16 protein-coding genes, 1 tRNA gene and 1 riboswitch are annotated in these 17,862 nt (G+C 69.4%); of the genes, 8 read left to right on the plus strand and 9 right to left on the minus strand.

Annotated features, from left to right (window positions below; translation table 11 throughout):
- Positions 1–173: 173 nt before the first annotated feature.
- Positions 174–1,106: an NAD(+)/NADH kinase gene (locus DEJ18_RS00720; protein ID WP_111082641.1), complete on the minus strand. Its 933-nt coding sequence runs from the start codon at positions 1,104–1,106 to the stop codon at positions 174–176.
- 225 nt (positions 1,107–1,331) lie between these two features.
- On the opposite strand from DEJ18_RS00720, the gene DEJ18_RS00725 reads away from it, so the two are divergent.
- Positions 1,332–3,851 carry an ATP-dependent Clp protease ATP-binding subunit gene (locus DEJ18_RS00725; RefSeq protein WP_111209746.1) on the plus strand — a complete coding sequence of 840 codons (2,520 nt, stop codon included), beginning with the start codon at positions 1,332–1,334 and terminating at the stop codon, positions 3,849–3,851.
- Positions 3,852–3,985: 134 nt separating this feature from the next.
- Here the strand turns inward: DEJ18_RS00725 and DEJ18_RS00730 are convergent, their stop codons facing one another.
- Positions 3,986–4,438 (minus strand): SRPBCC family protein, encoded by a 453-nt coding sequence (locus tag DEJ18_RS00730; RefSeq protein ID WP_110900856.1) that lies wholly within the window; start codon positions 4,436–4,438, stop codon positions 3,986–3,988.
- Positions 4,439–4,561: 123 nt separating this feature from the next.
- On the opposite strand from DEJ18_RS00730, the gene DEJ18_RS00735 reads away from it, so the two are divergent.
- Positions 4,562–5,104: an amino-acid N-acetyltransferase gene (locus DEJ18_RS00735; RefSeq protein WP_181434127.1), complete on the plus strand. Its 543-nt coding sequence runs from the start codon at positions 4,562–4,564 to the stop codon at positions 5,102–5,104.
- Between the two features lie 64 nt (positions 5,105–5,168).
- Positions 5,169–5,843: a hypothetical protein gene (locus DEJ18_RS00740; protein WP_111209745.1), complete on the plus strand. Its 675-nt coding sequence runs from the start codon at positions 5,169–5,171 to the stop codon at positions 5,841–5,843.
- Between the two features lie 99 nt (positions 5,844–5,942).
- On the opposite strand, the gene cspE is transcribed toward DEJ18_RS00740, so the two are convergent.
- Both cspE and DEJ18_RS00750 read right to left on the minus strand, forming a co-directional pair.
- Positions 5,943–6,149: a transcription antiterminator/RNA stability regulator CspE gene (cspE, locus tag DEJ18_RS00745; RefSeq protein ID WP_065963953.1), complete on the minus strand. Its 207-nt coding sequence runs from the start codon at positions 6,147–6,149 to the stop codon at positions 5,943–5,945.
- A gap of 122 nt (positions 6,150–6,271) precedes the next feature.
- Positions 6,272–7,378, minus strand: a complete 1,107-nt coding sequence (locus tag DEJ18_RS00750; protein ID WP_284178018.1) for a fatty acid desaturase family protein — start codon at positions 7,376–7,378, stop codon at positions 6,272–6,274.
- A 194-nt stretch (positions 7,379–7,572) separates the two neighbouring features.
- Between DEJ18_RS00750 and DEJ18_RS00755 the strand changes: the two genes are divergently transcribed.
- Positions 7,573–7,860, plus strand: coding sequence for a hypothetical protein (locus DEJ18_RS00755; RefSeq protein ID WP_111082175.1), 288 nt, complete (start codon positions 7,573–7,575; stop codon positions 7,858–7,860).
- A 41-nt stretch (positions 7,861–7,901) separates the two neighbouring features.
- The gene (locus DEJ18_RS00760; protein ID WP_111082176.1) at positions 7,902–8,285 is read left to right on the plus strand and encodes an SseB family protein; all 384 of its coding nucleotides are present in this window, start codon (positions 7,902–7,904) and stop codon (positions 8,283–8,285) included.
- A gap of 118 nt (positions 8,286–8,403) precedes the next feature.
- On the opposite strand, the gene radA is transcribed toward DEJ18_RS00760, so the two are convergent.
- Together radA and DEJ18_RS00770 are read right to left on the minus strand one after the other, a co-directional pair.
- Entirely contained in the window at positions 8,404–9,765 is a 1,362-nt protein-coding gene (gene radA, locus DEJ18_RS00765; protein WP_111082177.1) for a DNA repair protein RadA, read from the minus strand.
- Between the two features lie 9 nt (positions 9,766–9,774).
- Entirely contained in the window at positions 9,775–10,809 is a 1,035-nt protein-coding gene (locus tag DEJ18_RS00770) for an SGNH/GDSL hydrolase family protein (protein ID WP_181434263.1), read from the minus strand.
- A gap of 141 nt (positions 10,810–10,950) precedes the next feature.
- On the opposite strand from DEJ18_RS00770, the gene DEJ18_RS00775 reads away from it, so the two are divergent.
- A tRNA-Ser gene (locus DEJ18_RS00775) sits at positions 10,951–11,040 on the plus strand.
- A gap of 257 nt (positions 11,041–11,297) precedes the next feature.
- Here DEJ18_RS00775 and DEJ18_RS00780 read toward each other — a convergent pair.
- Positions 11,298–13,478 (minus strand): bifunctional diguanylate cyclase/phosphodiesterase, encoded by a 2,181-nt coding sequence (locus tag DEJ18_RS00780; protein WP_181434264.1) that lies wholly within the window; start codon positions 13,476–13,478, stop codon positions 11,298–11,300.
- 127 nt (positions 13,479–13,605) lie between these two features.
- Positions 13,606–13,680, plus strand: a riboswitch (cyclic di-GMP riboswitch).
- A gap of 200 nt (positions 13,681–13,880) precedes the next feature.
- Between DEJ18_RS00780 and DEJ18_RS00785 the strand changes: the two genes are divergently transcribed.
- Both DEJ18_RS00785 and DEJ18_RS00790 read left to right on the plus strand, forming a co-directional pair.
- Positions 13,881–14,351, plus strand: coding sequence for a hypothetical protein (locus tag DEJ18_RS00785; protein WP_146241622.1), 471 nt, complete (start codon positions 13,881–13,883; stop codon positions 14,349–14,351).
- 128 nt (positions 14,352–14,479) lie between these two features.
- Entirely contained in the window at positions 14,480–14,689 is a 210-nt protein-coding gene (locus DEJ18_RS00790) for a hypothetical protein (protein WP_111082201.1), read from the plus strand.
- A 504-nt stretch (positions 14,690–15,193) separates the two neighbouring features.
- Here DEJ18_RS00790 and DEJ18_RS00795 read toward each other — a convergent pair.
- Entirely contained in the window at positions 15,194–15,592 is a 399-nt protein-coding gene (locus DEJ18_RS00795) for a hypothetical protein (protein ID WP_111082202.1), read from the minus strand.
- 86 nt (positions 15,593–15,678) lie between these two features.
- Positions 15,679–17,589 (minus strand): alpha/beta hydrolase, encoded by a 1,911-nt coding sequence (locus tag DEJ18_RS00800; RefSeq protein ID WP_111211346.1) that lies wholly within the window; start codon positions 17,587–17,589, stop codon positions 15,679–15,681.
- Positions 17,590–17,862 lie beyond the last annotated feature (273 nt).

The raw sequence follows: 17,862 nt of genomic DNA on the forward strand, positions 1-17,862 counted from the left end.
TCCTGGCGGAGCTGGTGCGGGGATCCGGGTCGATCCGTGGGAAGACGACCCGTGGGGTGATGGGATGAGGCCCGTCCGGTGCGAACCGGACGGGCCTTCCGTCGTTCCACGGGCCTCCCGTCCGCTCCGGCGCGTCGTGTCGGGCCGGGCCGGGCCGGGAGGCTCGGCCTGCGTCAGTCCTCGGTCTCGCGTCGCAGCTTCTGCCGCAGGTCGTGCGGGATGAGCTCGATGAGCTGGTCCGGCCGGAGCGGCAGGTCCAGGAGGCCGAGCTTGAGGCGCCCGGTCCGGCCGTGACGCTCGGCGTCGAGCCGCACGACGCTGCCGGCGTCCTTGCGGAGCCGGACCTCCAGCTGCGCACCGGTGGCGACCTCTCCGACGACCAACCCGTCGACCTCGAGCGCTGCGCTGCGGGTGCCCTCGGCGATGTCGAACCGGTAACGCTCACGGGCGGCGAGCACCACCGAGCGGTCGATGCCCGCCATCGGGGCCACCGGCGTGACGACCGAGCCCGAGAGTGCGGGGGAGAGGACCGGGCCACCCGCCGCGTAGTTGTACGCGGTGGACCCGGCGGGCGTCGCCGCGACGATGGCGTCCGCGCGGTAGTAGCCGTACATGAGCCCGCCGACGCTGAGGTCCGCGGAGACCTGGCCGGCACCGGGGCGACGGACGATGGTGATGTCGTTGAACGCCAGGTAGTCGGTCCGGGCACCACCCCACGAGAGCCGGGCCTCGAGGGCGTGGTGCGGTTCGAGCTGGTACTGCCCGGCCGAGAGCCGTTCGAGCGCGGCCTCGAGCTCGGGCGGTTCGATCTCCACCAGGAACCCGACGTTGCCGTAGTTCACACCGAGCACCGGCACGGGTCGTCGGGCGACGAGCCGCATCGCGCCGAGCATCGTGCCGTCGCCGCCGAGTGCGACCACGAGGTCGACCCGGTCCGTGAACTCGTCGTCGTCCACGACGTCGATGTCGCTCCGGAGCCGGGCGGCGTCGATGCTCCGCGCCATGAGGCGGCCGGCGCCGGACGAGTTCCAGCGGTCCAGGATGTCGACGGACTCCTGGACGTTCTTCGACGGGTGGACGACGAGGCCGACGACGGGCTGCTCCATGTCCCGGATCGTACCTGCCGGCTCTCGGGAACCGGCGGACGGGACGTGCCCGCGGTGGCCGGGGCGGGCCTCCCGGCAGGCTCGGTGCGCGCCGCGCACCGAGGTCACGCCCACGGCGAACAGGGGCAGCCCTGACGGTGAGCGCTGGTTAGTCTCGATGTACGTGACCGGACTCACACGAGTCCGGCTGTCGGCCCCCGATCCAACGGGGCCAAGGGAGAGCACATGTTCGAGAGATTCACCGACCGGGCCCGTCGTGTTGTCGTCCTCGCTCAAGAAGAAGCGAAGATGCTCAACCACAACTACATCGGTACGGAGCACATCCTCCTCGGCCTCATCCACGAGGGCGAGGGCGTCGCCGCCAAGGCGCTGGAGTCGCTCGGTATCTCCCTCGATGCCGTCCGCGAGCAGGTGCAGGACATCATCGGGCAGGGCCAGCAGCAGCCGACCGGGCACATCCCGTTCACGCCGCGCGCCAAGAAGGTCCTCGAGCTGTCCCTGCGCGAAGCGCTGCAGCTCGGCCACAACTACATCGGCACCGAGCACATCCTGCTCGGCCTGATCCGCGAAGGCGAGGGTGTCGCAGCCCAGGTCCTCGTGAAGCTCGGCGCCGACCTCAACCGGGTCCGCCAGCAGGTCATCCAGCTCCTGTCCGGCTACCAGGGCAAGGAAGCGGTCGCCGTCGGCGGCGAGCAGCAGCAGAACGCGCAGCAGGGTTCGCAGGTCCTCGACCAGTTCGGTCGGAACCTCACCCAGGCGGCGCGCGACGGCAAGCTGGACCCCGTCATCGGGCGCGAGAAGGAGATGGAGCGGGTCATGCAGATCCTCTCCCGTCGCTCCAAGAACAACCCCGTCCTGATCGGTGAGCCCGGCGTCGGCAAGACCGCCGTCGTCGAGGGCCTCGCCCAGGCGATCGTCAAGGGCGACGTGCCCGAGACGCTGAAGGACAAGCAGCTCTACTCGCTCGACCTCGGGTCGCTCATCGCCGGGTCCCGCTACCGCGGTGACTTCGAGGAGCGCCTCAAGAAGGTCACGAAGGAGATCCGCACCCGCGGCGACATCATCGTGTTCATCGACGAGATCCACACCCTCGTGGGTGCCGGTGCCGCCGAAGGTGCGATCGACGCCGCGTCGATCCTCAAGCCGCTGCTCGCCCGCGGTGAGCTCCAGACCATCGGTGCCACCACGCTCGACGAGTACCGCAAGCACTTCGAGAAGGACGCAGCCCTCGAGCGCCGCTTCCAGTCGGTGCAGGTCAACGAGCCGTCGCTGCCGCACACGATCAACATCCTCAAGGGCCTCCGCGACAAGTACGAGGCGTTCCACAAGGTGTCCATCACCGACGGGGCGATCGTCTCCGCGGCGAACCTGGCGGACCGCTACGTGCAGGACCGCTTCCTGCCCGACAAGGCCATCGACCTGATCGACGAGGCCGGCGCCCGCCTGCGTCTGTCGATCCTGTCGGCGCCGCCGGAGCTCCGCGAGTTCGACGAGAAGATCTCGACGGTCCGCGGCCAGAAGGAAGCCGCCATCGAGGAGCAGGACTTCGAGAAGGCCGCGAGCCTGCGGGACGAGGAGAAGAAGCTCCTCGGCGAGCGTCTCCGCCTCGAGAAGCAGTGGCGTGCCGGTGACGTCGCCGCGTCCGGCACCGTCGACGAGGGCATCATCGCCGAGGTCCTGGCGCAGGCCACGGGCATCCCGGTGTTCAAGCTCACCGAAGAGGAGACCTCGCGTCTCGTCTTCATGGAGAAGGCACTGCACCAGCGCGTCATCGGTCAGGAGGAGGCCATCTCGGCCCTCTCCAAGACCATCCGCCGCACCCGTGCCGGCCTCAAGGACCCGAACCGCCCCTCGGGCTCGTTCATCTTCGCCGGCCCCACGGGTGTCGGGAAGACCGAGCTCGCCAAGGCGCTCGCGGAGTTCCTGTTCGACGACGAGGGTGCACTGATCTCCCTCGACATGTCGGAGTTCGGCGAGAAGCACACCGTCTCGCGCCTGTTCGGTGCCCCTCCCGGGTTCGTCGGGTTCGAGGAGGGCGGCCAGCTCACCGAGAAGGTGCGCCGCAAGCCGTTCTCCGTGGTCCTGTTCGACGAGATCGAGAAGGCCCACCCGGACATCTTCAACTCGCTGCTGCAGGTCCTCGAAGAGGGTCGTCTGACCGATGGTCAGGGCCGCGTGGTCGACTTCAAGAACACCGTCATCATCATGACCACGAACCTCGGTTCGCAGGGCATCGCCGGTGGCCCGGTGGGCTTCCAGGTCGAGGGTGACTCGGCCGTCGGCTACGACCGCATGCGCTCGAAGGTGAACGAGGAGCTCAAGAAGCACTTCAAGCCCGAGTTCCTCAACCGCGTCGACGACACGATCGTGTTCCCGCAGCTGTCGCAGTCCGAGCTGCTGCAGATCGTGGACCTGTTCGTGAAGCGCCTGTCGGACCGTCTGCTCGACCGCGACATGACCGTCGAGCTCACGCTGCCGGCCAAGGAGCAGCTCATCAAGGTCGGGTTCGACCCCGCCCTCGGTGCACGACCGCTGCGTCGCGCGATGCAGCACGAGGTCGAGGACCAGCTGTCCGAGCACATCCTGCAGGGTGAGCTCAACGCCGGCGACCACGTGAAGGTCGACTTCGCGGACGGTGCGTTCCAGTTCGAGACCGGGCGTCAGCCGGGCCGCGAAGAGGTCCTCGCCGGCGCTCCCTCGCTCGAGAAGGCGCCCGAGGCGCCGACGGGCGAGATCGAGGGCTAGTCAGCCCAGGCACACGACAGACGGGAGGCCCGGTACCAGCTGGTACCGGGCCTCCCGTCTGTGCCGGCCCCCGGCGTGACAGGAGGCGCGGTACCGAGCGGTACCGCGCCTCCGGTCAGCGCTGCGAGTGCGTCCTACGCCTGGACGTCACCGCGCCAGCCGTCGGCCGTGGGGGCCGCCTCGACGCGCTCCTTGTAGTTCTGCAGGTCCTTCTTGACGGCGTGGCCGCCGACGCCGACCGCGGAGCCGAGCTTCTCGAGGATGCCGGAGGGCTCCCAGTCGATCTGCACGGTGACCCGGGTCTCGGCGTCCGAGAGCTTGTGGAAGGTGACGACACCGGCGTGCTCGGTCTCGCCGTCCTTGACGGTCCAGGCGACACGCTCGTCCGGGTGCTGCTCGGAGATGACGGCGCGGAACGAACGCTCCTGGCCGGCGACCTTCACGGTCCAGTCGGTGGTGGTGTCGTCGACCTGGACGATCTTCTCGACCTCGTCCAGGAACGTGGGGAACTCCTCGAAGCGGGTCCACTGGTCGTAGGCCGCACGCACGGGGACGTTGACGTCGACGGTCTCGATGATCTGGGGCATGGTGCTCCTCCTGCTCGTCGTACTGGTGTAGGTCGGACGGTAGGCCGATGTGCCTGAGCGGTGCCCCGATGCGTGTCCCCCGTGACGCGGTGTGACGTCCACCGGGGTCGTAGGCTTGGGCGGATGACTGAGCACGGACGGCATGCGTTCTCCGAACGGGACGACCACGGGATCCTGGTGCGCCCCGCCCTCGCGTCCGACGTCCCCCACATCCAACGTCTGATCGCGCCGTACGTGGACCGGCGGATCCTGCTTGGCAAGGAGAACGTCGTCCTGTACGGCTCGATCCAGCAGTTCCGGATCGCCGAGGGACCCGACGGCGTGCCCATCGGCTGCGGCGCCCTCGCGGTGTTCTGGGACGACATCGCCGAGGTCCGCACCCTCGCGCTCGACCAGGACTGGATCCACAAGCGCGTCGGCCATCGCATGCTCGAGGCGCTCGAGCACGACGCCCGCGAGCTCGGGGTCGCGCGGATCTTCTGCCTCACCTTCGAAGTCGACTTCTTCACGAAGCACGGCTACCTCGAGATCGGCGAGACCGTCGTCCCGCCGGAGGTCTACGCGGAACTCGTGCGGTCGTCGGACGAAGGGGTCGCGGAGTTCCTCGACCTCGCCCGGGTCAAGCCGAACACCCTCGGCAACACCCGCATGCTGAAGATCCTCTGACGGCTTCCCCTGCCCCTCGGCGGGGTTCCCCGGACGGGCCCGCGCGGGTGCCTACCCTGTGCGCATGTCGTCGTTGCGCCACCCCGTCGGACCCGAACGCCCCGGTGTGTACTGGCGCCGCCGAGCCCTGGTGCTCGGGGTGGTCCTGCTCGTCGCGGTCGTCGTCGTCCTCATCGTCGTCGGACGCGGCAACGGCGCCCCCGCCGCCGGACAGACGGACGCTCCCACCGCTCGTCCCTCCGCCGGGTCGGCTGCCGGGAGCGCGCCTGCCGGGTCCACCTCGTCAGCCGCTCCGACCGCCTCGGCGACCCCGTCCGCCCCGGCGAGGAAGGACGGCGCGGCGTGCGACGAGGACCAGGTCGTGCTCACGCCGGTCGTCGACAAGCGCGTGTACAGCGCCACCGAGGACCCGCAGATCGCGATGACGATCGAGAACACCGGGTCGAACTCGTGCCACCTGAACCTCGGCTCGTCGCAGCAGGTGCTCACCATCACCTCGGGCGAGGAGCAGTACTGGTCGTCGAAGGACTGCCAGACGGGCGGTGTCGACCAGGACGTCACGCTGAAGGCGGGCCAGGAGCTCACCACGCCGGCGATCGCCTGGGACCGGACCCGCTCGTCGACCACGACGTGCGACGCCGCTCGGCCCGCGGTCACGGCGGGTGGGGCCAGCTACCACCTGCAGGTCGGCGTCGGGTCGATCGAGTCGGCGGAGTCGGTGCAGTTCGTCCTCGACTGACCTCGGACGACTCCGCCGTGCCGGCGTGTCGGCTCCGGGAACGACGAAGCGCCGGGCCGGAGGATGGTTCCTCCGACCCGGCGCTCACGAAGACCGGTGTCAGCCGATGACGGTGATGTTCTCCGCCTGCGGGCCCTTGCGGCCCTCGGTGATCTCGAATTCGACCTTCTGGTTCTCCTCGAGCGACTTGTAGCCGTTGCCACCGATCGCGGAGAAGTGGGCGAAGACGTCAGCGCTGCCGTCGTCCGGCGCAATGAAGCCGAAGCCCTTTTCGTTGTTGAACCACTTGACAGTTCCAGTTGCCATTTCGGCGTTCCTTACTTTCTTACGTGCGCGGCGAGAGAATTCCACCACCGCGGGTTTCGACGACGTTGCCATCGAGTTGTGTGCGGCACCCGGCATCGAGCGGGGCGACGGAGATCAGAGGTTCAGTGCAATCGGTACGCACTGACCATCGGGCAGGTGAACGGGTCGCGCGCTGCGAGACCGACCCGGTTGAGGTACCGGACGACGATCCCGTAGGAGCGGAAGATCGTGGTCTCCGTGTACGGGACCCCGTGCTGTTCGCAGTGCTCACGCACGAGGGCCTTCGCACGACGCAGGTTGGGCCGCGCCATGCTCGGGAACAGGTGGTGTTCTGCCTGGTGGTTGAGGCCACCGAGCAGGTGGTCCACCCACACGCCACCAGTGATGTTACGGGAAGTCCGGACCTGGCGCGAGAAGAAATCGATCTTGGCCCCCTCAGCGATGACCGGCATGCCCTTGTGGTTGGGCGCGAACGACCCACCCATCATCACGCCGAAGACCGCCATCTGGACGCCGAGGAAGGCGAAACCGATGCCGAGCGGCATCACGGCGAAGACGAACCAGGCCAGCAGACCGAAGCGCGCGAGGAGCAGCACGGCCTCGAGACGGCGCTCCTGGACGGTGCCCTTGGCGGCCTTCCCGGTGACGACCGCGCGGATCGAGAGCCAGTGCAGGTTGGCGCCCTCGAGCGTCAGGAGCGGGAAGAACGCCCAGCCCTGGACCATCGCGAGCTTGCGGAGGAACCCGCGGCGCTGCACGGCGTCCTCCTCGATGAACACGACGCCGTCGGGGGCGATGTCCGGGTCCTTGCCGATCGTGTTCGGGTTGCCGTGGTGACGGTTGTGCTTGTTCATCCACCACGAGTACGACAGGCCGACGACGAACACGCCGAGCCACCGACCGGCGTGGTCGTTCCACTTGCGCGAGGCGAAGATCTGGCGGTGCGCGGCCTCGTGCGAGAGGAACGCGAACTGCGTGAACAGGACACCGAGCACGGCGGCCGGGATGAGCTGGAACCACGAGGCACCGAGCATGGCGGAGACGACGAAGGTCGCGGCGGTGAGGACAGTCAGGACACTGAAGACGGCCCAGTAGAAGCCGACGCGGCGTTCGAGGAGGCCTTCGACGCGGACACGCTCGAGCAGGTCCTTGTACGTCGACGTGGGGGTCGGGGCTCCGGGGGTCCGGGGAGCGGTCGGTCGGTAGAGGGTGGGCGATGGTGCCGGCATGGAAGCTGCTTCCCCATCAGGAACAGCCCTTCGGCCGTACAACGAGAGTTCCCGCGATTGCGATTGCTTCGACGCTAGTGGCGTTGTCTGAGTTCTCGCCACGAGTGCCGACCTGAGTGCGTCTACAGGACGGTGGCGGGCTCCCGCTCGGGGCCCGCGGCGTAGCGTCACGCCCATCGACGAAGGGCTGGGCCATGAAGTACCTCATCTACGGGGTCGCCTCGGTCATGACGAGCGACGAAGCGGCCTACGCCGTGCTCGACTACGCCACCGCGCTGGCGCAGTCCGGACTGGCGGACCGGGTGGACGTGCCCTCGGTCGACGACTACGGCATGGCGGCGACGTCGAGTTTCGTCCTCGCCCCGGCCATCGGCGTGTTGGTGCAGTCGGCCCCGGACGACGAACTCGGGCCGGAGACGACGCAGTTCGCGGCCGACCTCCGCCTCCGCACGCACGCAGTGCAGGCCGGGCGCGCCCACTGAGCGGAACCCGCTCGCACTCGACGACTGCTTGACTAGGGGCGATGGCACAGAAGGAACAGCGCTTCCGGAGCGAACAACTCGAGGAAGCCCTCGCGAAGCAGGACGTCGCCGCGGTGGCGTACGCCCTGCGACACGACATCGTGATCGTCCCGCGGCTCGTCACCGGGAAGAAGGACATGCAGGTCCGGGTGTTCGGCCGCGAGGGCTCGGACAAGCGCATCCTGCTGCTCTTCTCGTCGGCAGACGCCTACACCGCGATGGTGCCGGGGGAGAAGCTCCGGCAGGTCATGGTGTACGACGCCGAGCGGCTCGAGGAGTTCCTCGCCGCGCACCTCGACTCGCTCGAGGGCGTGTTCTTCGACATCGCGGGTCCGCACACGATGCAGGCGGAGCCGGCGGACCTGTTGGCGGCGCTGCGCGCCTGACGGTGCGGTCTGGAGGCGCGGCACGCGTCCGTCGGCGGATCGCGAGGGATCGGGCACGAGCGCTCTTGCCCCGGACGAGTGTCTAGAATGCTAGACACTCGGATGCGGAAGGACCGATTCAGAACGCTGCGTCGAGCTCGCGTTCGCGCACCGACTTCGTCATCGAGAACGCCACCCGGAGTGCTTCGCGCAGGTGCTCGGCATCGGCACCGAGGACGGTCGTGAAGCCGAGGCGCCGGGCTTCGCTCGCGCGCTGCTTGGCTCCGGTGGCCTGACGGATCTCTCCGGCCAGGCTGATCTCCCCGATGGCGGCGAGGGTGTGCGGGTACGGGCGGTCCCGGGCCGCGCTCGCCAGGGCGAGCACGATGGCCAGGTCCGCACCGGGCTCGGTGAGCTTCATGCCGCCCACCGTCGAGACGTAGACGTCGGCGTCCGACAGCTTGATGCCGGCACGGCGTTCCAGGACGGCGAGGAGCATCGCGACTCGTGACGAGTCGACGCCGTTCACCACCCGACGCGGCTGCGGTGCCGAACTCGGGACGACGAGTGCCTGGATCTCGACCGGGAGTGCCCGACGGCCCTCCATCGCGACGGTGATGCAGGTGCCGGACACCGGAGCGCCGTTGCGGGACATGAACAGGCCGCTCGGATCGGGTACTTCGTGGATGCCGTCGCCCGCCATGTCGAAGCAGCCGACCTCGTCGGTGGGACCGAAGCGGTTCTTCAGGGCCCGGACGAACCGGAGTGCCGTCTGTCGGTCGCCCTCGAAGTGGCACACGACGTCGACCAGGTGCTCGAGCAGCCGCGGGCCCGCGATCGTGCCGTCCTTCGTGACGTGGCCCACGATGAGGACCGGCAGGGCAGCCTGCTTCGCGACGCGGATGAGCGTGGAGGCGACCTCGCGGACCTGCGAGGTCCCGCCGGCGATGCCGTCCACCGAGGCGGAGGAGATCGTCTGCACCGAGTCGGCGATGAGCAGGTCGGGCTGCACTTGTTCGATCTGGCCGAGGATCACGCCGAGGTCGACCTCGCTCGCCAGGAACAGGTCGTCGTGCATCGCCCCGGTGCGTTCGGCACGGAGACGGACCTGGTCGACGGATTCCTCGGCGCTGACGTAGAGGACGCGCTTGCCCATCGCCGCCGCGCGCGAGGCGACCTCGAGCAGCAGGGTCGACTTGCCGACGCCGGGCTCACCACTCAGCAGGACGGCTGCGCCGGGGACGATCCCGCCGCCGAGGACACGGTCGAACTCGCCGATGCCGGTCTGCCAGCGTTGGAAGGAGCCACCGCGGGCTTCGGTGATCGGACGCGCGATGCGGTTGCCCGTGACGGCGATCGACGCGGTACCGCGGGTGCTGGCCGTCGCGGCCGAGGCGTCCTCCACCGTTCCCCACGACTGGCACTCTCCGCAGCGGCCGACCCACTTGATGCTGGTCCAGCCGCACTCGGTGCAGCGGTACGTGGACTGGGGGCGGGCCATGGGACGAGGTTAGGCTGCTCCGCCGACATCGGACGGCTCGGCGGCGGCGGTGTCGGTGTCGGTCTGGGCGCCGGTGCCGGTGCCGGTGCTGGTGCCGTTGTCGTTGTTCGAGCCGTGCCGGCCCGGGAGCGGGACCGAACCGGTGACGCGCTGGCGCAGGCGGTCGAGCGAGTTCGGCCGGTTCGCCGTGTCGAGCGCCGCCGCACCGTCGGTGTCCTGCTCGGCCCGAGCATGCGCGACGTCGCCGGCCTGGCTCCCGAGGTCCTCGGCTTCACGTGCGGAGAGGTACCGGCGGATCGCGGCCACCGTGTCCACACGGGCGTCGACCGCCGGCTCGAAGGCACTCGCCCAGATCTCGTACCCACGGTCGTTCGGGTGGAACAGGTCGCCGTACGTGTTGAAGAACGTGCGTCGGATCCCGACACGCTTGGTGATGGCGTGCAGCGGCGCCACGGTCAGCCCGAGCTCGCCGGCGACCCGGTGCACGATCTCGTTGGCCACCGCCACCTTGCGCTCCCGGTCCGGTACGAACATGCACGGCAACTCCGCCACGATCGCGTGGGACGGCACCGCACCGTAGATCGCCCGGATGTTCCGCTCGAACTTGTCGGGGTGGAAGTCGGAGATGTCGTTCGCCCCGATGGACACCGTGCAGATGTCCGGCGTGAACTGACGGAGCTTCGGTAGCTGGTGCTGCCTCGCGCCCCACGTCGTGGCGCCGGACACGCTGAGGTTCACGACCCGCAGCGTCATCCGCGAGCGGTGTCGGATGCGACGTGCGAGCAGCCCGACGTACCCGCGGCCCGGCGCTGTCGCACCGACGCCCTGCGCCGCTGAGTCGCCGATCGCGAGATAGGTCAGTTGCCCTTCGTGGTGCAGGCGTTCGCGCCACCAGTCGGCGTGGACGGGGAGCATGTCGACCACCCGCTGGGATGCTGCCCGTTGCCCGCGGATGCCCGCCCATGCGCCGAAACCGGCAGCTCCGCTGACGACGGCGGCGCCGACGACGGAGGACACCAGGGCGACGAGGGCGCGCGTTCTCATGGCGGAGACGGTACGCGCGGACCCTCGGGCCACGGTCACCGTCGTGGTGCTCTGGGGACGAGGTGTGGAAGCCGGCCGCTTGCGAAGGAGCGGCTCGCTCGATGGCGTGTCGGGCCTCTCGGATCGTGTAAACTCTTCCCCGGTACCGTGTCCGAGCGGCCTAAGGAGCATGTCTCGAAAACATGTGTGGGGGCAACTCCACCGTGGGTTCAAATCCCACCGGTACCGCCACGGAGAACCCCCGGTCACCCCGGGGGTTCTCTGCTTCTGCGGGGCCGCCGTGGTGCGCTCTTGTTCCGCCCTGTCGACACGGCGCCTCCCGGTCCAGCGGACGCATCGCCCACGGCAGGTGTTGGCCTCGGACTGCGAGAGGCGGGTCCGGCACGGAGCTCCTCGACGAGGAGGAGTCAGCGCGACTCTGCACGGGACTCGCACCGAGCCGCACCGCAGCCGGAGCAGCCCCGGCACCCGGAGGGTCGCTGCCGGGATCAGATGCCCTCGTGGAGTGCGTCCGCCGAGGTCGCGCGACCGAGGAAGTACCCCTGCGCACGGTCGCAACCGCGGGCACGGACCATCCGGAGGTCCTGTTCGCTCTCGATGCCCTCTGCGACCACTCGTGCGCCGAGTGCTCGAGCCATGTCACTGATGGCTCCCACGAGGACCTCACCACGCGGGCCGTCCTGCACGAACGTCCGGTCGATCTTGAGATCCGTGATGGGGAGGTCGTGCAGTTGCGTGAGTGAGGCGAATCCCGTCCCGAAGTCGTCCATCGCGATCCGGAAGCCGCGCTGACGCAGCTCGAGGAGCGTTGCCGACACGTTCGAGAGGTTCCCGAGCGGAGTCGATTCGGTGATCTCCAGGGTGATCGCCCCGGGTGGGACGCCGTACCGTGCGACAGTGGACGCGACATCGGGCACGAACGTGGGTTCGTGCAGCTGCGAGGGTGCGACGTTGACCGCGAGCTCGAAGTCGGGTCGGCTGGTGCGCAGCTCTGCCAGCACCGAACACGCGCGGTCGAGCACCTGCATCCCGACGGTGTGCACCAGACCTGCAGCCTCGGCGACGGGGATGAACACGGCCGGGGGCAGCGGACCGCGACTCGGGTGCTGCCAGCGAGCGAGGGCCTCGACGGACACCACGCTGCCGGTGGCGAGGTCGACCTGCGGTTGGTACGCGACGTCGATCGTCCCAGCGGCCAGTGCTTCACGGAGGTCGTCGGCGAGCGGGGGCGTGTCGAGGCCGGGTGCAGCGGACTTCTCGCGGTACATCGCCAGGTCGGCGGCCCGGAGCAGCCGGTCGGCTTCCTCGTGGACGTCGTCGGCGCTGCCGTCGGAAACGGCCACTCCGACCGAGAGTCGGACCGGGACGAGCTGGTCTCCGACGACGGCCGGGTCCGTCATCGCTCCGCGGATGCGAGCGGCGACCGCCTCGGCCTCGTCGCTTCCGTGGATCGCGGGGAGCACGACGACGAACTCGTCTCCGCCTGCCCTGGCGACCGTGTCGGTGTCGCGGACGGCCCGCGACAGCCGTCGTCCGACCTCGACGAGCACGGCATCGCCGTTCCGATGGCCGAGGTCGTCGTTCGTGCGCTTGAACCGGTCGACGTCGCAGTAGAGCACACCGACTCCCTGGCCGTGGTCACGCGTCGCACGGAGCGCCTCCTCGAGGACGATCTCGAGCCGCTCGCGGTTGGGCAGTTCCGTGAGGGGATCGTGGGAGGCCCGCCAGCGAGCTTCCTCGAGGAGTCGAGCGTTGTCGAACGCGACAGCGGTCAGCCCGGCGAGGCCGGACATCCGCTCCTCGAGGACGGTGTCGACGGAGTCCGGTGCCTGCGGACCCACCCAGTGCGCGAGGACGAGTCCGGCGAAGCTCTGGCCGAGGTAGAAGGGCGTCGCGATGAACGCGCGGATCGCGAAGGCATCGAGCACCCGCCGCGCCCACTCGGAGGAACGGTGGTCGACGAGCACGGGAACGCCGGATTCGAGGATCTCGGCGAGTTCGGGGGCGTCCTCGGGTGACGTCTCGAACTCGGACACCTGCCCGGCGAGCGACGTGGGCCACCCGCTGTGCCCGACGATGGTCAATCGCCGTTCCTCGAGGTACCAGAGCGCGATCGCCGACCGGTCCGCCTCGCAGATCCGAGGGATGGCTGCCGCGATGGTGTGTGCGATCTCTTCCGTCCCGGATCGCCGGCCCACCGCCTCCGAGAGTCCGAGCAGCATCCGCGCCGTTTCCCGCTGCTCCGTCACCTGCCCGAGGAGGTCCTTCGTCCTGCGTTGCGTCTCGACGTCCTCCGTCACGTCGCGTTGTTCGCTGCAGAAGTGCGAGATCCGCCCGTGTTCGTCGTGGAGCGGTGTGACGGCGAGCGCGTTCCAGAACGGCGTGCCGTCCTTCCGGTGGTTGAGCAGGTGCCCCTGCCACGGCCGCCCCGCCGCCAGCGCATCGCGAACGGCATCGACGACGTCCTGATCGGTGTCCGGCCCCTGCAGGAGGCGGCAGTTCCGGCCGAGCAGTTCGTCGAGTTCGTACCCGGTCATCGTCAAGAAGGCCTGGTTGGCGAAGACGATGGCCTGGTCGGCGTCCGTGACGAGCGACGCCTCGGGGAAGGCCGCGAGGGCACGTGCGAGGACCCCGTCGGGTACGGGGGCTCGACGATCCACACTCTCCATCCCACGAGTGTGACACCGGACGACGTCGCGGCGAGGAGTTTCGTCCGGTGACGGGCGCATTTGCTCTCGCGGTCCGTTGGTGTCTATCGTCGCCTCCACAACGCAGGGTGAACGCACTGTTCGCTCTCGACGACAACGGCAAACCCGGCGCGAGCCGGGGACGCAAAGCCACGGGACCCACGCGGTCAGCCGGGCTACCGAACCGAGAAGGAACCCCATGTCCGTCCGCCACCGAAGCCGGTCGACCCTCCCGTCCCTCGCCGCCATGACGGACCGCCACTGACACGTCGAACGGTCAAGGGCCTCCCGTCTGCTTGAACGGACGACGGGAGCGAACGCTCGTCCCCGCAGGTGAACCGTGCTGCTGGTACGAAGCCCCGTGACCACGGCTCACCGACGACCGTGCGTACCCCGACAACGCTCGCGTTGCTCCTCCTGGAGGAACGCGATGCCCTCATCACCTTGCTCGTGACCCAGCGCGCGCTGCTCACCGGCCTGGTTGCCGCTCCCGACGGAACCGGGCGACCGGAGGCGCTCCAGCGTGCTGTCGCCGACTCGAACCGACTCCGGCGACGGATGCTGGACCGCGACCTCGAGGTCTTCGCCCTGGCCCGGGATCGGGCCCTGCCCGCAGACACCGACCTGCTCGGGGTGGTCGAGACGACAGCCGACCCGTCGTGGCGGTGCGCGCTCGAGACGGTCCTCGACGGGCTCGAACGCGCAGCGGCGGACCTGCTCGACCTCAGCGACCGCATCGCCGACGTCGGACTGGTCCGCGGCGCCGGTGCGTGTGCGCGCGTGCACCCTGCGACGTACCGCTCCCGTCGATCCGGTGCACCCGGCTCGACGACACGGACGGGAGTCGGCTGGTGACGCGGGCACGGTCCGTCACGTCCCGTGCAGCCGAGGGCGGGGACCGGTCGGCGCCCTCCGTCCCGTCGGCTCCGCCCTGCCCCCGGTGCTCCCGGCCCCTCCAGCTGGCCCGCAACCCGTACTTCGGAGTGAGCCTGGCCGTCCACGAGTGGCTCTGGATCTGCAACATGTGCGTCTGCGCGCGCTTCGCCGCCCCGACGGACGACGGCTTCGTGGTCGAGGAGCCGCCCGCCCCACGTGACCCCGCCTTCCTCCGGCTCGGTCGACTCATCCGGGAGCTCCGACGGGGACACCGAGCGGCGGACGCCCAGGGCGACGGTGTCCCGCGCGCGGACTGACCCCCCCGACCGGCAGCAGCTGGTCACCGCGCCGCCCCCCACCTGCCCCTCGGACACCGGTGCGGGTGCCCGCTCGTGCCGACCCGAGGTCGGGCAGCGAGTCGACCGGACCGGGTTGCACGACACGGCACCCCGATGCGGACGGCCGAGACGTGCAAATGACCCGCCGCAGAAAACCCCCGCTTCGGCGGGGGTTTTCTCTTTTTCAAATGGTTCTGCGTGATCGACCTCGAGAAGCTTCGATGCTTCAAACGTGAGCGTCGTTCCCGTCGGCCTAGGGAGTTCTACGCTCCGTGCGTCGATCGTGAAACTTTCCGACTGCGTGACCCTGCTCGTCCTGTCCGCGCAAACGCTGCCGCCAGCCGGCACCCTGCAGGAATCGCTGCGCCGTCTGGTACCTGCCCCCATCCCGATGCCCATTCGCATACGAGCACGAAACCCTGGGCCGGCTCGGAGCCGTCGCCGGGTCACCGAACGGCTGCCGCTCGGCTAGCAAACCGAAGGTCAATCCTCGCCGCGTCGCAGCATCTCCTTGTAGTCCCCGTCAGCGCACTGGGACACCCCATGGACCGTGTAGCCGTCGGAGCGTGTGAGGAACTCGATCGACCAGGTCGGTCCACCGTGACCGACGACGCTCCGGAGTGGATCCGCCCCGCCGCTCTCGTAGTCCGAGGTTGTGATCCCAGAGGAGTCCCAGAGGTCCTTGACCGCCGCCCGGTCCGCCGTCTGGTCGCCGACCTCGTCGCGGTCGAGGATGTAGGTCCAGGTGACCCCGTCCGTCTCCGCGGTCGCCGGGCACTTGCCGAGTGCCGGTCCTCGTCGGACCGTCCATTTGCCGCCGAGCGCTTCCGTCGTTCGGTCGACGACGTCGACGATGTCCTTCTTCGCTTCGTTCGGTTGCACGGTCGGCCCTCGCTGGCAGCTGGTGAGTAGGAACGGGACGGCGACGAGCAGTGCGATGGTCGCAACCGCTCGGCTGGTGAGTGTTCTCATCGAGCCCCCGATGAATGCAGACTGTCAAGGACGGCTTGCTCGTATGGTGTCCGCCCCTTCGGGATGTACGGCGTGACGGAGCCACCCTGGCCGGTCGTGGTGAGTGCGATGTTGTGGAGCGACTCCGTGCCGGGGTCCAGGTAACCAGATCCCTCCTCGTCGACGTGCACGCCGTGGTCGGTCACCGGTAGCTCCCCGTCGTCCCCATCCGCTCCGAACGCCGTGGCGCCGAAGGACGAGTCGGTCGGGTCCTGTTGGTGGTCATGACTCTTGTCCCGCCCGAGCGCCGCGTACTGGTCACCCGCCCCCTTCTCGATCGGCCATACGTTCCGCGCCTGACCGGCGTACACATGTCCTGCGTGAAGCGCGTTCGCATCCGGGATCGAGTCCGGTATGCCCGCCGAGGCGAACGTCGTGAAGGTGTTGACGTGTACACCGTCATGCGTGAGCCCGAAGGCAGCGGTGGTCGTGCCGTACGAATGTGCGGCGACGTTCGTCATCGGCATGTCGCCAGCGCGCGCGGCCGTGAGGCCGAGGACGGAGGCCGCGAGCAGATCACCTCCTGGCTGCGCCGCCTCGGTCCGGAGAACGCCGAGGTCCAGAGCCTGCTGCACGGGGATCGGCGGCGACTTGTAGCCCTGCCATGCGATCACCGCGCGAGGACGGTCGCCCGTGACGTCACCCTGTGCGTCGTAGAGGTTCTGCGCCGCGTTCGTCCAATCCGTCATCTCCTTCGTGCTCGACCCCATGCCGGGGACCGCCCACGTGACGTTCGGAGCGGTGTCGAGGTCGCCGATGGAGACGGCGGCGAGCGGCGGCTCGTCCGCACTGAGCGAGACGAGGAATCGAGGAGCGTCCTCACTGCCTTTCAAGGACCACTTGATCTCGTCGAGCGCGCCCAGGTTGCCGCTCGACGTCCGCTTGGCTTCCGAGATCCGGTCGTTGAGCACCGCGACGTTGGCGATGCTCCGCGCCCAGTAGGGTGCACCCTCAAGGTTGCCGATCTGCGCGAGGACGGGGAGGGGCAGCGCCGCCAGGTCGGCCTCGTCGGTCTTGTTCCGCGCGGCCCACGGCAGTTCCTGCCAGAGCTCGGCGATCTCCGAGGGGTCGAGGCCCGGACGGAGCGCCTTCCTGAGCGCTGCGGGGAGTCGCCCGGCGACCGCGATGTCGAGTGCCGCATTCGCGAGCGAGCGCCCGCTACCAGCGCGGTCGAAGGCGTCTGCGACTTCGTCCATCCACGCGGCGTCGGCTGCGTTCTCGGCGAGGAGGTCGTCGAAACCGATCAGGAAGGTCGCGCTCTCGATCCGAGCCCACGGGCACGACGAGACGAAGCCGTTCCACGCGGAGCGCAAGGAGGCGAGCTTCGCTTGGGTGGCGCGGTCGGTCGCGCGCGTCGACCTCGCGAACGAGCGGAGGTTCGCGGGTTTCGCTGAACTCCGTCCACCGCCCGTGCCGCCACCCGACCGGTACCGAGCCCGGGCCGAGAAAGACGCCGCGATCGGCGTCGGTCGGATGGGCACGTCGGACGGTCTCGGGTCGAAGACCCCCTCTCCCCAGGCCTTCACCGAGCCGATCGGGTCGGTCGCGGCCTCCCGCTGCCGGTGCGCTTCTCGCATCTGCCACGCGGCGAGGTCTTCCTGCCGCTGACGTTCACGATCTGCCTCGTCGGCCACGACAGCCACGACGTCTGCGAGTCCCACGAGGACTCCCTCGAGCTTCGGTCGGTCGGATGCCTCGATCCGCGCCGCCTCCAGGAAGCGGTCCGAGTAAGTGCCCTCGAACTCGTCGACGGCGTGCTCGACCGCGGAGCGCCGAGTTCCTGCCTGCGCTCGCAACGCGTCCGCCGCGAAGGTGAGCGCCGTCGAGAGACGTGCAGCCGCGCCGTCGTCGAACTCCACCCTGGCCATGGTCCCCCCTCCGGCCGCCCCCGCGACCCGTCGGGGACATCCTGCTCCGCAGGCGTCCCGCCCGCAAACCGATGACGGAGCAGCGAGCTGCCACCGTCACGGCCCCGAAGGCCTCGGCGGCCGCACGAAGCCGGACCGCGCGTCGTCGTCGACGCCCTCGCCGCGACCGAGGAGGCCGCTGACGGTCTCCTCGAGCGCCGCCACAACTGCGCGGACGGAGCGCCGTCGAGTTCATGAGTGGTGTCGCGGTGCTGCTCAGCCCCTGTGGATTCC

Source organism: Curtobacterium sp. MCSS17_015 (assembly GCF_003234265.2).
GTDB lineage: Bacteria > Actinomycetota > Actinomycetes > Actinomycetales > Microbacteriaceae > Curtobacterium.

Coding starts and splice junctions, on each gene's coding strand:
- cspE (WP_065963953.1), bottom strand. CDS start 6,149: ATGGCAACTGGAACTGTCAAGTGGTTCAACAACGAAAAGGGCTTCGGC.
- DEJ18_RS00740 (WP_111209745.1), top strand. CDS start 5,169: ATGTCGTCGTTGCGCCACCCCGTCGGACCCGAACGCCCCGGTGTGTAC.
- DEJ18_RS00730 (WP_110900856.1), bottom strand. CDS start 4,438: ATGCCCCAGATCATCGAGACCGTCGACGTCAACGTCCCCGTGCGTGCG.
- DEJ18_RS00755 (WP_111082175.1), top strand. CDS start 7,573: ATGAAGTACCTCATCTACGGGGTCGCCTCGGTCATGACGAGCGACGAA.
- DEJ18_RS00725 (WP_111209746.1), top strand. CDS start 1,332: ATGTTCGAGAGATTCACCGACCGGGCCCGTCGTGTTGTCGTCCTCGCT.
- DEJ18_RS00735 (WP_181434127.1), top strand. CDS start 4,562: ATGACTGAGCACGGACGGCATGCGTTCTCCGAACGGGACGACCACGGG.
- DEJ18_RS00720 (WP_111082641.1), bottom strand. CDS start 1,106: ATGGAGCAGCCCGTCGTCGGCCTCGTCGTCCACCCGTCGAAGAACGTC.
- DEJ18_RS00800 (WP_111211346.1), bottom strand. CDS start 17,589: ATGGCCAGGGTGGAGTTCGACGACGGCGCGGCTGCACGTCTCTCGACG.
- DEJ18_RS00780 (WP_181434264.1), bottom strand. CDS start 13,478: ATGGAGAGTGTGGATCGTCGAGCCCCCGTACCCGACGGGGTCCTCGCA.
- DEJ18_RS00750 (WP_284178018.1), bottom strand. CDS start 7,378: ATGCCGGCACCATCGCCCACCCTCTACCGACCGACCGCTCCCCGGACC.
- DEJ18_RS00770 (WP_181434263.1), bottom strand. CDS start 10,809: ATGAGAACGCGCGCCCTCGTCGCCCTGGTGTCCTCCGTCGTCGGCGCC.
- radA (WP_111082177.1), bottom strand. CDS start 9,765: ATGGCCCGCCCCCAGTCCACGTACCGCTGCACCGAGTGCGGCTGGACC.
- DEJ18_RS00760 (WP_111082176.1), top strand. CDS start 7,902: ATGGCACAGAAGGAACAGCGCTTCCGGAGCGAACAACTCGAGGAAGCC.